Annotated in this window: 15 protein-coding genes; 6 read left to right on the forward strand and 9 right to left on the reverse strand. The window is 47.0% G+C overall.

Features of this window, described 5'->3' with window-relative positions; translation table 11 throughout:
* Window positions 1-43: 43 nt before the first annotated feature.
* The 3 genes from ubiD to LPW36_RS10675 all read left to right on the forward strand — a co-directional run bounded on the left by ubiD (window position 44) and on the right by LPW36_RS10675 (window position 3,224).
* Complete coding sequence (gene ubiD, locus LPW36_RS10665; RefSeq protein ID WP_230609642.1) at window positions 44-1,531, forward strand: 4-hydroxy-3-polyprenylbenzoate decarboxylase; 1,488 nt, start codon at window positions 44-46, stop codon at window positions 1,529-1,531.
* Between the two features lie 53 nt (window positions 1,532-1,584).
* Window positions 1,585-2,286, forward strand: coding sequence for an NAD(P)H-flavin reductase (fre, locus tag LPW36_RS10670; protein ID WP_230609643.1), 702 nt, complete (start codon window positions 1,585-1,587; stop codon window positions 2,284-2,286).
* A gap of 149 nt (window positions 2,287-2,435) precedes the next feature.
* Entirely contained in the window at window positions 2,436-3,224 is a 789-nt protein-coding gene (locus LPW36_RS10675; protein ID WP_230609644.1) for a tyrosine-protein phosphatase, read from the forward strand.
* Between the two features lie 172 nt (window positions 3,225-3,396).
* Here LPW36_RS10675 and LPW36_RS10680 read toward each other — a convergent pair whose 3' ends face one another.
* Genes LPW36_RS10680 through cmtB form a run of 6 tightly spaced genes read right to left on the reverse strand, consistent with a single transcriptional unit; the run spans window position 3,397 to window position 8,745 of the window.
* A complete protein-coding gene (locus LPW36_RS10680; RefSeq protein WP_230609645.1) occupies window positions 3,397-4,107 on the reverse strand; it encodes a nucleoside/nucleotide kinase family protein in 711 nt (236 codons plus the stop codon).
* Window positions 4,104-4,613, reverse strand: a complete 510-nt coding sequence (locus LPW36_RS10685; protein ID WP_230609646.1) for an MltR family transcriptional regulator — start codon at window positions 4,611-4,613, stop codon at window positions 4,104-4,106. Before LPW36_RS10685 ends, LPW36_RS10680 begins: the two co-directional genes overlap by 4 nt.
* An 18-nt stretch (window positions 4,614-4,631) precedes the next feature.
* Window positions 4,632-5,600, reverse strand: coding sequence for a class II fructose-bisphosphatase (gene glpX, locus LPW36_RS10690; protein WP_230609647.1), 969 nt, complete (start codon window positions 5,598-5,600; stop codon window positions 4,632-4,634).
* Complete coding sequence (locus LPW36_RS10695; protein ID WP_230609648.1) at window positions 5,597-6,874, reverse strand: zinc-binding dehydrogenase; 1,278 nt, start codon at window positions 6,872-6,874, stop codon at window positions 5,597-5,599. The genes glpX and LPW36_RS10695 overlap by 4 nt, the downstream gene beginning before the upstream one ends.
* A 12-nt stretch (window positions 6,875-6,886) precedes the next feature.
* Window positions 6,887-8,275, reverse strand: coding sequence for a PTS mannitol transporter subunit IIBC (locus LPW36_RS10700; RefSeq protein ID WP_230609649.1), 1,389 nt, complete (start codon window positions 8,273-8,275; stop codon window positions 6,887-6,889).
* Window positions 8,276-8,301: 26 nt separating this feature from the next.
* Complete coding sequence (gene cmtB / locus LPW36_RS10705; RefSeq protein WP_230609650.1) at window positions 8,302-8,745, reverse strand: PTS mannitol transporter subunit IIA; 444 nt, start codon at window positions 8,743-8,745, stop codon at window positions 8,302-8,304.
* Window positions 8,746-9,152: 407 nt separating this feature from the next.
* Between cmtB and LPW36_RS10710 the strand changes: the two genes are divergently transcribed.
* Window positions 9,153-9,323, forward strand: a complete 171-nt coding sequence (locus LPW36_RS10710) for a hypothetical protein (protein ID WP_230609651.1) — start codon at window positions 9,153-9,155, stop codon at window positions 9,321-9,323.
* Between the two features lie 9 nt (window positions 9,324-9,332).
* Here the strand turns inward: LPW36_RS10710 and asd are convergent, their stop codons facing one another.
* The 3 genes from asd to LPW36_RS10725 all read right to left on the reverse strand — a co-directional run bounded on the left by asd (window position 9,333) and on the right by LPW36_RS10725 (window position 12,257).
* Entirely contained in the window at window positions 9,333-10,445 is a 1,113-nt protein-coding gene (gene asd / locus LPW36_RS10715) for an aspartate-semialdehyde dehydrogenase (RefSeq protein WP_230609652.1), read from the reverse strand.
* Window positions 10,446-10,634: 189 nt separating this feature from the next.
* A complete protein-coding gene (gene rhtB, locus LPW36_RS10720) occupies window positions 10,635-11,261 on the reverse strand; it encodes a homoserine/homoserine lactone efflux protein (protein ID WP_230609653.1) in 627 nt (208 codons plus the stop codon).
* Between the two features lie 198 nt (window positions 11,262-11,459).
* The gene (locus LPW36_RS10725) at window positions 11,460-12,257 is read right to left on the reverse strand and encodes a HEAT repeat domain-containing protein (protein ID WP_230609654.1); all 798 of its coding nucleotides are present in this window, start codon (window positions 12,255-12,257) and stop codon (window positions 11,460-11,462) included.
* 147 nt (window positions 12,258-12,404) lie between these two features.
* Here LPW36_RS10725 and pldB point away from each other — a divergent pair, with 147 nt between their 5' ends.
* On the forward strand, window positions 12,405-13,406 hold the full coding sequence (pldB, locus tag LPW36_RS10730) for a lysophospholipase L2 (protein WP_230609655.1): 1,002 nt from the start codon (window positions 12,405-12,407) through the stop codon (window positions 13,404-13,406).
* 48 nt (window positions 13,407-13,454) lie between these two features.
* Window positions 13,455-14,264 (forward strand): sugar/pyridoxal phosphate phosphatase YigL, encoded by an 810-nt coding sequence (gene yigL / locus LPW36_RS10735; RefSeq protein ID WP_230609656.1) that lies wholly within the window; start codon window positions 13,455-13,457, stop codon window positions 14,262-14,264.

The raw sequence follows: 14,264 nt of genomic DNA on the forward strand, positions 1-14,264 counted from the left end.
AACCTTTCTATAATGACATCTTAACTGGCCTGTATATAAAACTATGAAATACCGAGATCTGCGCGAGTTCCTCGATTTGCTGGAGAAGCAAGGGGAATTAAAACGTATTACACAACCGATTGATCCCTATCTTGAGATGACAGAGATTGCCGATCGCACCCTGCGTGCCGGTGGTCCTGCGCTGCTGTTTGAAAATCCCAAGGGATATCAGACCCCCGTGCTGTGTAACCTGTTTGGTACCCCCAGGCGGGTGGCGATGGGAATGGGGCGGGAGGATGTGAGTGCGCTGCGTGAGGTCGGTAAACTGTTGGCCTTCCTGAAAGAACCTGAGCCACCAAAAGGGTTCCGCGATCTGATGGATAAACTGCCGCAGTTTAAACAGGTTTTAAATATGCCGACTAAACGGCTGGCTTCAGCGCCCTGTCAGGAACAAATCTGGCAGGGTGATGATGTTGACCTGAGCAAGCTACCAATTATGCATTGCTGGCCGGAAGATGCCGCACCGCTTATTACCTGGGGGCTGACGGTCACCCGCGGTCCTTATAAAGAGCGGCAGAACCTGGGCATTTATCGCCAGCAGGTTCTGGGCAAAAATAAAGTAATTATGCGTTGGCTTTCCCATCGGGGCGGCGCTTTAGATTATCAGGAGTGGTGCCAGCAGCATCCCGGTGAACGCTTCCCGGTTTCTGTTGCGTTAGGTGCCGATCCTGCCACTATTCTGGCGGCGGTAACGCCGGTGCCGGATACGCTTTCTGAATACGCATTTGCAGGATTATTGCGCGGTTATAAAACCGATGTGGTGAAGTGCGTATCCAATGACTTAGAAGTACCAGCCAGCGCTGAAATTGTGCTGGAGGGTTATATCGAACCGGGTGAAATGGCCCCGGAAGGGCCCTATGGCGACCATACCGGTTACTACAATGAAGTGGATAGCTTCCCGGTGTTTACCGTAACCCATATTACTCGTCGGGCCGATGCCATCTATCACTCCACTTATACCGGTCGTCCACCAGATGAACCCGCGGTGATGGGGCTGGCGTTAAACGAAGTTTTTGTACCGATTCTGCAAAAACAGTTCCCGGAAATTGTGGATTTCTATCTGCCGCCGGAAGGCTGCTCCTATCGAATGGCCGTGGTTACCATGAAGAAGCAGTACGCCGGTCATGCCAAGCGCGTGATGATGGGCGTCTGGTCCTTCCTGCGGCAGTTTATGTATACCAAGTTTGTTATTGTCTGTGACGATGATATTAATGCCAGAGACTGGAATGATGTGATCTGGGCAATTACGACCAGAATGGATCCGGCGCGCGATACCGTATTAATGGAAAACACGCCAATCGACTATCTGGATTTTGCCTCACCGGTTTCAGGGTTAGGCTCTAAGATGGGTATGGATGCCACCAATAAGTGGCCAGGTGAGACACAGCGTGAATGGGGAAGACCAATCACTATGGACCCTGCTGTACGCTCGCGCATTGATGCCATCTGGGATGAACTGGCAATATTTGAAGACGGCAAAACGCCTCGTTAACTATCGCATGATGTAGCGATAGCTGGAATTTAATGACTCTGTAGAGGGAGTACATGGCTATATTGAATTGTAAGGTTGCCTCAGTGGAGTCCATCACTGATACGGTATTTCGCGTGCTTTTGGTTCCCGATTTACCGGTTTCATTTCAGGCTGGTCAGTATTTAATGGTAGTGATGGATGAGCGCGATAAGCGCCCGTTCTTTATGGCGTCGACCCCCATGGAGAGTGAATCTATTGAGTTGCATATCGGCGCTTCTGAGCTCAATCTGTATGCTATGGCTGTAATGGACCGTTTGCTGAAAGAAGAGACCATTTCAGTGGATATTCCTCACGGTGAAGCCTGGCTGCGCACAGACTCTCAGCGCCCAATTCTGCTGATTGCCGGCGGTACCGGATTCTCTTATGTGAACTCTATTTTAATGACCGTACTGGCTCAACAACCGGAGCGTCAGATCTCTCTGTACTGGGGCGGGCGTGAAGAGGCGCATTTATACGATCTTGGTCGCCTTGAGGCGCTGACGGTTCAGCATCCGAATCTGAATGTGATTTCGGTAGTGGAACAGCCAGAACCCGAATGGCGAGGACGTAGCGGAACCGTACTCACTGCCGTACTGGCCGATTTCGGTTCATTAGCTGAACATGATATTTATATCGCCGGGCGTTTTGAGATGGTCAAAATTGCCAGAGAACGATTCTGCAATGAGCGCGGTGCGGATGAAACGCGCATGTTTGGTGATGCTTTCTCGTTCATCTGAGAATCGGTCAACTTATCAGGCTATGGCGTATCAGATAAATTGAGCGATTCGCCATCATCACCAGACTCACTCCTCAACTGTTTATCCGGTGTTTATCTGAACGTCGGTACCATAATTAATACTTCTGATAGTCGAATGAAGAGGGACCTATGACTACTATCAATATGTTGCATTCATCGCTGCTGCCGCTACAGGGCGGCATTAACTTTCGCGATCAGGGTGGAAACCGGGCCAAAGACGGGCGTAAGGTGAAATCGGGTTTGTTATTACGGGCAGGTTCTCTGGATCGGCTAACCGTAGACGATTGCCACTACCTTAGCCAAATGCCGTTGACTCAGATTATTGACTATCGCGATGCGGATGAAGTGCAGACCAGTCCTGATGTATTGTGGCAGGGAGTTGATTATGAAAATATTCCGGCGAACCCATTATCAGACGATGTAAATGCTAACTTTGGTAAACTGACGGATGAGTCACTGGCATCGTTTAATGCGGTTGATTTTATGTCCCGGTTGTATAACCAACTGCCGTTTAATAACCGGGCTTATCGCTATCTGACTCAGGTGATGCAACTGCCGGGTTCCGGGGCTCTGGTACAGCATTGTGCGGTGGGTAAAGACCGTACCGGTATTGGCTCTGCTATTGTGTTGCTGGCGCTGGGGGCGGATCGTAATACGGTTATTGAAGACTATATGCTGACAGAAACCACACTGGCACCGTATCGTAGAGAGATCTTAAGCCATATGACGGAACATCTGAATGAACAGCATGGCATTGATAGCCTGAGCTATGTGATGTCCGCCAAAGAGAGCTTCATTGGTACAGCGTTGCAGGCTATCGACCGGCGTTATGGCAATACGGATAACTGGCTGGAACAGGAGTTTGGCTTAACGCCAGAGGTTCGGGTAAAGATTCAGGATAAGTATTTAGAAAGATAACCGGTCTGAATGTCTGAATTGTCTGTGTTGACAATTTCAGGTTCATGGCAGGTTTTGAATTTGCTGCCGTCAGGAAGGAAACTGACCCCTGATACTGACGATGGGGTCAGTTCAACATAATGATCGCTTTTGGTGCACTGAATAGGCCGAGAGCCGTTGTTCGAGATATGTTTCAAACGAGGTGGTATTCGCCATCAGCATTCATTGAAAGCGTAATATAGGCAGGCCTGCTCTCTTTTAATACTCTTAAAACGTTAGGGCCATCAGTCCGCAGATAGAATGCATTAGCTTCATCAATGCTTAATCCCCCTGCACATTTTCTTGCAATTAACCGTTCGCGTAGCGTTTCTGCCGGTGCCTGAATAAATATCGATATGTCGCAATAGGGTTGCAGGGTCCGCCAGTTGGCATCATTCAATAGCAACCAGTTACCCTCAACAATCACAACCGGTGCAGTAACCTCAATGGCATTTTCAACGGGGTTATGAAGCTTTCTGTCATATTGAGGCCAGGTACCGTTTTGGCCTGTAATCAGCTCAAGGTTTTTGGCTAATTTTGGGACATTAAATGTTTCAGGACTGCCTTTGAAGGGACGCAGGCCATGCTCATCAAGCCAATGGTTATAATGATGAAAACCATCCATTGGCAGGGTCTGAATCTCGGGTAAATAAGGATTTTGGCGGGATAAATACTCCCAAAAGGCCGTGAGCGTGGATTTTCCGGTGCCCGGAGGGGCACTGAGAAAAATGATTTTTCTCTTTCCCGATGGAGTATTTTTTAAGTCAGTAAGGCGTTGCAGCAGGGGAAGGTGGACATCGATAATTTCTTGTTCGTTATATTGCGCTTCAACCATCAATCCATTGATTGGCAACTTAATCTTCATGGTGTCAGTTCCTTTAAAATTCCCGTTACTGCCAGTATGAGTGCTGTTTTAATCATGCCTTTAAAGCGAACTTCTGACCAGACAGAAAAATCAGCAAATTTCATCGATTTTAGTGCACTAAACATAGTGGCATTGTCGGTGATGATATTGGTGTTGCTGATAAAGTCCCAGCATATATCATCGGTAAAATCAGGCGAACGCTCCTGCTCCCGTAAATAGTGGCCGAACTGAGAAAAATGAGTGATATCGGAATATAACCATTTATCCATTTTTCCCAGGGCATAAATCAGTCGGAGCGCTACATCAATATCATCCAGTGGGCCACTGCGGGCAAGTAACGGTTTTACTGCATATTCCATAATTTCTTGATCGTTGTTAACGAATAACGAAGGTAAAAATTGTTTTACGCCAACCAGCAATAATTCATTTGCTGTTGTTATAAACGAGCACAGATCTGCTTGCGCATCGAGTTGCTCCAACACATCATCTTCAGTTAACACCGTCATTCGTCTCTCAATAAATCATCAGGAATGCACAGAGTTTACCATATTACACGTTCGGTCCGCGCCACAGATGAGTAGCGTTTGAGTGCGCAGCCCGTATGCTTGCTGCTGTATCCCACTAAGGAGGTCTCCCCCCGTAACACCCGTGGCACAGAACAGAATATCGTCACTGGTAACCAGTTCGGTAAGTGCATAAACCCGGTTAACATCGACGCCCATTTCTGCACATCGGCTTCGTTCGCTATCTGCGATGCGCCTGTTTTCAGTCGACTCACCTTTAGCCTGACAAAAATCGATGAGCTCTGCCTGCATGTCACCGTTAAATGCTCTAACGGCACAGGCTGATATCACGCCTTCCGGTGCGCCACCAATGGTATACATCACATCAAACTGATTATCGTGCTGGCAGGTCAATACGCTGGCAGCAACGTCCCCATCCGGAAGGGCATAGACTTTAACCCCTAAACGGGAGGCTTCTTCTATTGCGGGTTGTAAGCGCGGCTTATCCAGTGTCACCATTCGTAGCGTATCAAGGGGTTTATTAAGTGCTCGGGCAACATGACGTAAGTTATCTTCCAGCGATAGCGAAAGATTAATTGCTCCGGCAGCCTTCTGATTAACCACCAGTTTTCTCATATACATATCAGGCGCATGAAACATACTGCCGCGGGGAGAAAATGCCATGACGGCCAGAGCGTTATTCTGGCCCATCGCTACCATTCGCGTTCCTTCAATGGGATCAACCGCAATATCCACCTCTGGTCCTGTGCCGTTACCCACTTCCTCACCAATCCACAGCATAGGGGCTTTATCTATCTCTCCTTCACCAATGACGATACGCCCCCGCATTGGAATGCTATTGAGGGCTTGCCGCATTGCGGTTACCGCAAGCCCGTCGATTATGTTTTTGTCGCCACATCCGACCTTCGGCCAGGCGGCAAGTGCCGCCTGCTCCGTTGTGCGTACCAGCGACCAGACGAGTGGCATCATTCAACACCTCCACCGGTATCAATGTTGAACTGTGTCAGCAGATATTGTTCGGCTCTTTCGTTCCAGATACCCTGAGTCTCATCCACCAGTCGTGCCAGCTCTTTGAACAGTGGGTCGGTTTTTCCTTTTTCAGCGAAATCAGCGATTGCAGTCAGCGGCATCGTTACACCGTTATAGATAAGTTTTTTACCGCCAGGAATGTTTGGCAGATTGAGCACTGTGTCAGGTACGGCATCGAGGCCACCAATATGGGTCACCATAAATGATGGCTGCAACTGACCGGTGGCACTGAGTGCAATGGCTTCTTTCATATCATCGGTGGAACCACCGGAAGTGCCAACAACGTGAGTGCTGTTGTAGTGCACATTGTAGAAGTTAAACGGAACCTTAAAGTTCTTATCTGTTGGACCAGCAAAGAAATTCAGACAACCATCTTCTGCCAGTAATTCATCAGCCATTTCTACTATGGAAGGTACGGCGGCATAAACAAACACATCGTCAAACCCCTCTCCATTGGTCAGCACCCGCAGGAATTCTACTGGGTTGGTTATACCGGTGGTATTTACATAAATTAGCTCAATGCCCTTTTCAGCGGCGAGTTCAACCGGAAGAAGCTTTTTAGCCTGAGCCAGGCGTGTTTCGTCAATATCGACCACGACTATGCGCGCAGGCTGAATGTTCCCATTAATGGCGTAATCAATAGCACCAATCCCCATCGGGCCAGCGCAGGCAAGTAGCGCCAGATTACCACCGGGTTTGATCCCCATCCGATGTTCGTATACATACTGGGTCGTGTGGTAATTGGCATTATACGCGCCAATAATGCAGCACATTGGCTCGGCCAGTGAAGCGGCAGCAAAATATGAACCCTGATAGGGTAAAACACATCCCAGATTGATGGCTACTTCCGGAATAATCATATATGTCGCATTGCCACCGAAATATTCATAGCTATACCCGGCAGAGTAACCAGAAGGTAAACCCATCGCAGGTTGCAACACAAAACGCTGGCCTTTCTTATACTTATCCTGAAGATTTTTTCCCACCTCCACAATGACACCGGCGCATTCATGGCCAGTAATTGCCGGGTGATTTTCTAAATCGTCCGGAACACGTTTATGTTCACTACCGAGTGAGGCGGCTTTCCATGTCGATAAGCAAACGCTATCAGATATCACGCTTACTAATAGCTCATTGTCTGTAATTTCCGGTAATTCGAACTCACGTAAACGAACATCCTGTTTGCCATAGATAGCAGCGACTTTAGTTTTCATAATGGCCTCATATTAACTTTTAGTGTCTGTGATAAGTTTTTCATACAGGTTGTCTAACTTAGGATCGCCAATATAGTTTTTGATTAAAATTAATGGCTTATCACTGACCAGTTTTACCCGCCCTTCGAGATTTGCATGAGTCACTATGATGTCTATATCGGTAGGGACATTTTCAATCGCGTAGTGTTTAACATTGATATCAAGGCCCGCTTTTCCTAATCGTTTACGGAAGGTGGTCGCTCCCATTGCGCTGGAGCCCATACCGGCATCACATACGAAAGCAATACTTTGGATCTGAGGGATGGACAGAGCCCCCTCTTGCTTCATCGCTTTGACCGCGTCGGCTGATTTTTCGAAATCATCTTCGTTTTCAACGGCAACATTCTTTTCCATTTTCAGAATCAGCGATGTGATCACAAAGGAAACCATTGCCCCAACGGTTACACCGGCAATAGTGGCAAAAAACGACCCTTTAGGGGTTAGTGCCAGATAGGCGAAGATGGAGCCAGGGCTCGGGCCTGCAACAAGACCGCCGCCGAGTAAATTAAAGGTGTAGATGCCAGACATGCCACCGGCAATCATGGCTATCAGGGTGAGTGGTTTCATCAGCACATACGGAAAGTACAGTTCGTGAATACCACCAAGGAAATGGATGATCATGGCGCCCGGAGCAGATTTCTTGCTCATACCTTTACCAAAGACAGCAAATCCGAGTAGTAGCCCCAGGCCCGGACCGGGGTTTGATGCAACCATAAAGAAGATAGATTTTCCGGCTTCAGAAGCCTGTTGCATCCCAAGTGGATAATAAACCCCCTGATCGATGGCATTGTTAAGGAAAAGGATTTTGGCAGGCTCATTAATCAATGAGAGCAAAGGTAAATACCCGGTTTGTACCAGCGCTTCGATACCCTGTTTTACGAAGTTGTTAGCGACAAGAACCGCCGGGCCAATGACTTCATACCCCAAAAGGCAGAGCAACATACCCGCAATACCAAGAGAGAAGTTATTGATAACCATCTCAAAACCGGCGGGGATGCGCTTCTCCAGAAGACGGTCTATATGTTTTATGACCCATCCGCCTAAAGGACCAATGATCATTGCACCGATAAACATAGGGATATTTGCACCAACGATGACGCCCATGGTACCAATCCCTCCCATAACGGCTCCTCGTTTGCCGCTGACCAGAAGACCACCCGTTGTACCAATCATTATCGGGAGCAAATAGGTCACCATCGGACCAACGATTTCGGCAAATTGTTCGTTAGGCATCCAGCCAGTCGGTATAAATAATGCAGTAATGAAACCCCAGGCAATGAATGCACCAATATTAGGGATGACCATGGCAGTCAAAAATCCCCCAAAAGCCTGGACTTTTGCGCGAGCAGACTTATTTTCCATATTATTTTCCTATAGGGAGGTTGATGCTAGACGCGAGATAAGATTTCTGTGAGTTGCTGTTCTGTGTTGGCTTCCAGAAGCGCACTTAAATGCTCATCTTCACACAGCAATTCACTGAGTGACTGAATGGCACCGATATGAGCGTTCGAATCTGAAGCGGCCAGACCAATCAGCAAACGTACAGGTTCATTATTCTCACCAAAATGAACTTCATTTTTTAATAGTGTTAATGACAGTCCCGTTTTTAAGGCTCCACATTCTGGTCTTGCGTGGGGAAGCGCCACTCCGGGGATAAGAATATAATATGGACCGTTATTTTCTGTGGATTCTTTGATTGCCTTAATGTAATCCTCATTGACAATCCCGTGTCTTAATAGCGGAGCCATACAAAAATCAATGGCCTCTTGCCATGAGGTTGCTGCGTTTTTAACTGAAATCGATGCTTCCGGGAAAAAGTCGATTAATCGCATAGGAATCTCTCATTTTATTTTTTTAGGTTATGTGACGCTTCTGAAAGGAAAATACGCGACCGTTTTAGCGAATGCAATGCAGGGGGAATTCGTTGTTTTTGAATTTGAGCTTATTTTTTAATTGTTTAAAATCAAATTATTGAGATTTTTTCGAATGCAATATGGCCAGTTATTTGTGATTTCTATCACAAATAACTGTTTGAGTAATATTTTGTTATTTGTGATAAAAATCACATTATGGCTATTGCATTGATTAAATTTTGTGATCGTTGATATATGTTGACGTATAACTATATGGTTCTTATCGATAAATAATAACTATGGTAGCCAAATGCGTTTATGCAGAATGGTGATTATGGTGACTAATAATTATAAAACAATAAGTTAATTATGTTATCTGTCTGGTCATGGCATTCGGCCCGGATCAAAAGACATCTTACATGGTGACGGATGGTCAGGAATGGGATGTGAATAGCCGATATGAAAAACTGCCATTGATGTCAGTACGTTGGCGGGATAATGATGTAATGACGAGTATTGAGCTGAAACCCCTTTCCGACCAGCGCCGGAAAGGGTAAACATTAGCATCAAGCCTGTTGCAGTAAAATACGCAACATACGGCGCAGCGGTTCGGCAGCACCCCACAACAGCTGGTCACCCACGGTGAAGGCTGACAGGTATTCTGGTCCCATATTCAGCTTACGCAGACGACCTACCGGAGTAGAAAGTGTGCCGGTAACCGCCGCCGGAGTCAGCTCACGCATAGAGAGCTCCCGATCATTTGGTACCACTTTCACCCATTGGTTATGCTCTGCCAGCATGCTTTCAATATCTGCCAGAGGAACATCTTTTTTCATCTTCAGGGTAAATGCCTGACTGTGACAGCGCAGAGCGCCAATACGAACGCACAGGCCATCGACCGGAATGATGGAACTGGTGTTCAGAATCTTGTTGGTTTCCGCCTGACCTTTCCACTCTTCACGGCTCTGGCCGTTTTCTAACTGCTTATCAATCCATGGGATTAAGCTACCGGCCAGCGGTACGCCGAAGTTATCGACAGGTAATACGCCGCTGCGCATTTCCGCGGTCACTTTACGTTCGATATCCAGAATGGCAGATGCCGGATCCTGTAGCTCTTTAGCAACGGTAGCGTGCAGCATGCCCATTTGGGTTAACAGTTCACGCATATGGCGAGCGCCACCGCCGGAAGCGGCCTGATAGGTGGCAACGGAAGCCCACTCCACCAGATTATTAGCAAACAGACCACCCAGCGCCATCAGCATCAGGCTAACGGTGCAGTTACCGCCAACAAAAGTTTTGATGCCCTGATTCAAACCCTGATGGATCACCTGATGGTTCACCGGATCGAGAATAATAATAGCGTCATCTTTCATGCGCAGCGTTGAAGCTGCATCAATCCAGTAGCCGTTCCAGCCGGTAGCTCGCAGCTTAGGGTAGATGTCACTGGTATAGTCACCGCCCTGACAGGTGATAATAATATCCAGTGCGCGTAACGCGTCGATATCATTGGCATCCTGCAGCGTACCGCTTTGACCGGTGAAGGTGGGTGCTGCCTGACCCGTTTGTGAAGTAGAGAAAAATACCGGGCGGATGGCATCAAAATCACGTTCTTCTATCATGCGTTGCATCAGAACGGAACCGACCATGCCGCGCCAGCCAACAAAACCGACGTTTTTCATATTAGCAATCCTAACTTTGCAGTAATCAATGTGAGTGTGTCTTTGCCGCGTTACTTTGTACTGAATTATCCTGAGCAGACCCCTTCAACCTTACAAAATGTATCGAAGCGCGCAAGTAAAATAATTCGATATAGAAAAATTATTCAGCAGTAAAACTTATAATCCAATAATCATCGCACCAGTTGCCCTTTAGCTGTTACTTCGACGGGCAAACAGTAACAGAGTGCCAACCATCATAAACAGTGTACCAAACAGGCGATTCAGCAGCTTCATCTGATGAGGCTGACGTAACCACCTGGCAACATGAGTCGCCAGCGTGGCGTAGCCTGCCATCACCACGACATCTACGGCAATACTGGTGACGCCTAAAATCAGGTACTGTATGCCCTGCGGCTGGTGCGGAATAATAAATTGTGGGAACAGGGCGGCTAAAAACACAATGCTCTTAGGGTTGGTTAAATTGACCAACACGGCGCGTTTAAATAGCCCACTGCTCGGTAATGCTTTAGACACCGCATTTAAATCGATGGCTCCGGCGGTGCGCCACTGCTGAATTCCTAACCAGATCAGATAACCGGCCCCCAGCCACTTCAACATTTCGAAGGCCACTGCGGATTGAGAAAGCAGGGTTCCCAGACCGATACCGACCAGCACAATATGTATCGCTAATCCAACCTGTAAACCGGCAATGGCGGGAATCGTGCCGCGAAACCCATAGGTGGTTCCGGTGCTCATGGTATTAATCGCCCCCGGGCCAGGGGAAAGGCTAAGGATAATGGTTGTTATCAGGTAGGTTAGCCACCATTCGAAAGTCACAATAGATCACCATCAGTGTGCTGCCGCACAAGAAAAATACAGGGATCAAATAGTTTTATCTGATGTTTTGACATAAGTCACTAGGGGAGTGGAATTTTATCGCTATCTCTGAAGGGCTGGCCGTCATTTTTTATGAGTATCAGGCGAGGGCCGAACATCAGTCTGGAAGGAGCCAGATAAATAAAAATTACGGGTCAGTTACTGTTTGCTTAAAAAGCGAATGGCGGAGACTTTTGCTTTAAGTATTTTCTGTTCATCGCCTTTCTCAACGCTGGAAGCGCTTACCCACTTTTTATTCCACAGTATCTGGGCTGATTCAATCATACAGCCGAGGGTAAACAGCGCTGTTTCTGCTTCGATAGCGGCAATAAAATCCTCTCGTGACCGACGGGTAATACTCTTTACCGTAACGCCATGAAATGACATTTGCATTAACGATGATGCAGACCATGCCCGACAAAGGCTATCCTCATCATTTCTCATATGCTGGCAAAGTAACTGAATATCAGAAGTGGAGCCAATCCATCCCAACACAATAATGATATTTCGCCTCTGCTCATTATCTTGGGTATTAGTAAATTGTATTAAGTAAGGGATGAGCTTTTTGCGGCGATCGCAATAGAAATCTCTGTGGGTATATTTAGTCAGGCAAGAGGCTATCAGATGGGCTATTCGGCAGTGATATTTTTCCTGTGTATTCGTTAGTTTTTCAAATAGAAAGTCAATTCCATCAATATCATGCCGATAAAACGAATGGGATAACTCTGTGTGTCTTATTGGTGAACTATCCCATTGTTGGCAGATAAGCGAGAAATGGTAATCCAATAGGTTACTTCTACCAAGATCGGTAGCATAGTTGAGCATATCTATTTTGGTGCTGTCGCCAGCCAGCAACTCGCGGTAGCGCATGGCCATTTGATCTTCAGTAAGGGCCTCTTTCTCCAGCTTCTCTTTTTCTAACTTAGCTAAAATGTCATCAGTTGTTTGAGAGCTCATACATGTTCCTTGTTAATCAAAGCGATATGGCTTATTTATCTTTGGACCACTCACCTTTTCCATATCGTGCTCTATTTTATAATATTCTATTGATAATTTCTGCCGCATGGGTGATAACCAGATATCAACACAGGACATGTGAAACCAATGACAGTCGATTTTTCATCCTTCAAAAATGAGTGGCTAAACCGTGAAAAGTGTTTTTCTTCGTTTGTCGCCGGGCCGTTATTGAGTTTTTGGCAACAGCGGGAAGAGAGTAGCTTTAATGGTGCCGATGGTGTGCCAATTAAATACGTGAAATTCACCGCAGAAGAGAATCAGCGCGCGATTGTGGTGGTGACGGGCCGTACTGAAGGGTACATTAAGTATCAGGAACTGGCCTATGACCTGTTCCGCTGCGGTTATGACGTCTGGATTCTGGATCATCGCGGTCAGGGTTTTTCCGGGCGCCTGCTGGATGATGGGCAGCGTGGTCACGTTGAGAAGTTTGATGACTATGTGGATGACTTTGAATTCTTTTGGCGCACGATTTTTGAAGTCGAAAATCATAAACCGACATTTCTGCTGGCGCACTCTATGGGCGGCGCGATTGCCGCGCTTTTTTTAGCCCGGCATCCGGACTCTGTTAACGCTGCGGCGCTCTGTTCGCCAATGCTGGGGATTGCTCTGCCAATGCCGTCCTGGCTGGCGAAAAAGATTACTGACCTGACGGAACGCTGGCAGGGGGCCAGAGAGTATTATGCTATGGGTACCGGGCGCTGGTTGCCTATGCCCTATGCGGTGAATTTATTAACCCACAGTAAAGATCGCTACCGCCTGTTTTCCCGCCACTATGCCGATCGTCCGGAACTGCGGATTGGTGGCCCAACCTATCGCTGGGTACGTGAGTCAATGATGGCCGGTGAGCGTGCCATTGAGCTGGCACCGGAAATTACTACGCCGCTGATTATTTTGCAGGCAAGTCAGGAGCGTTTAGTGGATAATGATGCCCATGTTGCCTTTTGTCAGGCTTTGGCTGACGCAGGTCACCCTTGTGAAGGTGGTTCGCCCAGGGTGATTGAGGGAGCTCGCCATGAAATTCTGTTTGAACATGACGAACTGCGCACTGAGGCATTGATGGACATATTAGGTTTTTTTGATCGCTATTGATCTTCAAACCAGTCAATATAATTTTTCGTCAGAGGCTAGTTATTCTATATGTATCAAATTGTTGCATCGGATCTGGATGGTACTTTATTGCAGGCAGATCACAAATTATCTCCCTTTGCTAAAGAGACGCTGAAGTTAATTTCTCAACATGGTGTGAATTTTATTTTTGCTACCGGCCGTCACCATGTGGACGTCGGGCAAATTCGGGATGGATTAGGAATTGACGCCTATATGATCACCTCTAACGGTGCCCGGGTACACAATAGTCAGGGAGAGTTGATTTTTAGCCATAATCTGGATGAAGAGATTGCCTATGAGCTTTTCCGTATTGTGAATGATGGTCTGGATATTGAAACTCACGTTTACCGTAACGATGATTGGCTGACCAATCGCGAAAGTGGTGAAGAGCTAAAAAAATATCATAAAGAGTCGGATTTTAGTTATAAGCTGTTTGAGCCAGATACTCTGGAAACCGACGGTATATGCAAAGTGTTTTATACCTGTAATGACCACGAGAGACTATTGCGCCTGGAAGAGAAGATTAACAGTCGCTGGCTCGGTCAGGTTAATGTCAGTTTCTCTCTGGATAGCTGTCTGGAAGTCATGGGGGCTGGCGTATCTAAAGGCCATGCGCTACAGGATGTTTCCGGTATTCTTGGCTATGAACTGAAAAACTGTATCACCTTTGGTGATGGCATGAATGATAAAGAGATGCTGTCGATGGCGGGTAAAGGCTGCATTATGAAAAATGCCTCTTCGCGCTTAAAACAGACATTACCTCAGTTAGAAGTGATTGGTAGTAACGCGGATGATGCGGTAATTCATTATTTGCGTAAGTTGTATTTACCATCACTTTAA

This window comes from Limnobaculum eriocheiris (assembly GCF_021010575.1).
GTDB classification, from domain to species: domain Bacteria; phylum Pseudomonadota; class Gammaproteobacteria; order Enterobacterales; family Enterobacteriaceae; genus Limnobaculum; species Limnobaculum eriocheiris.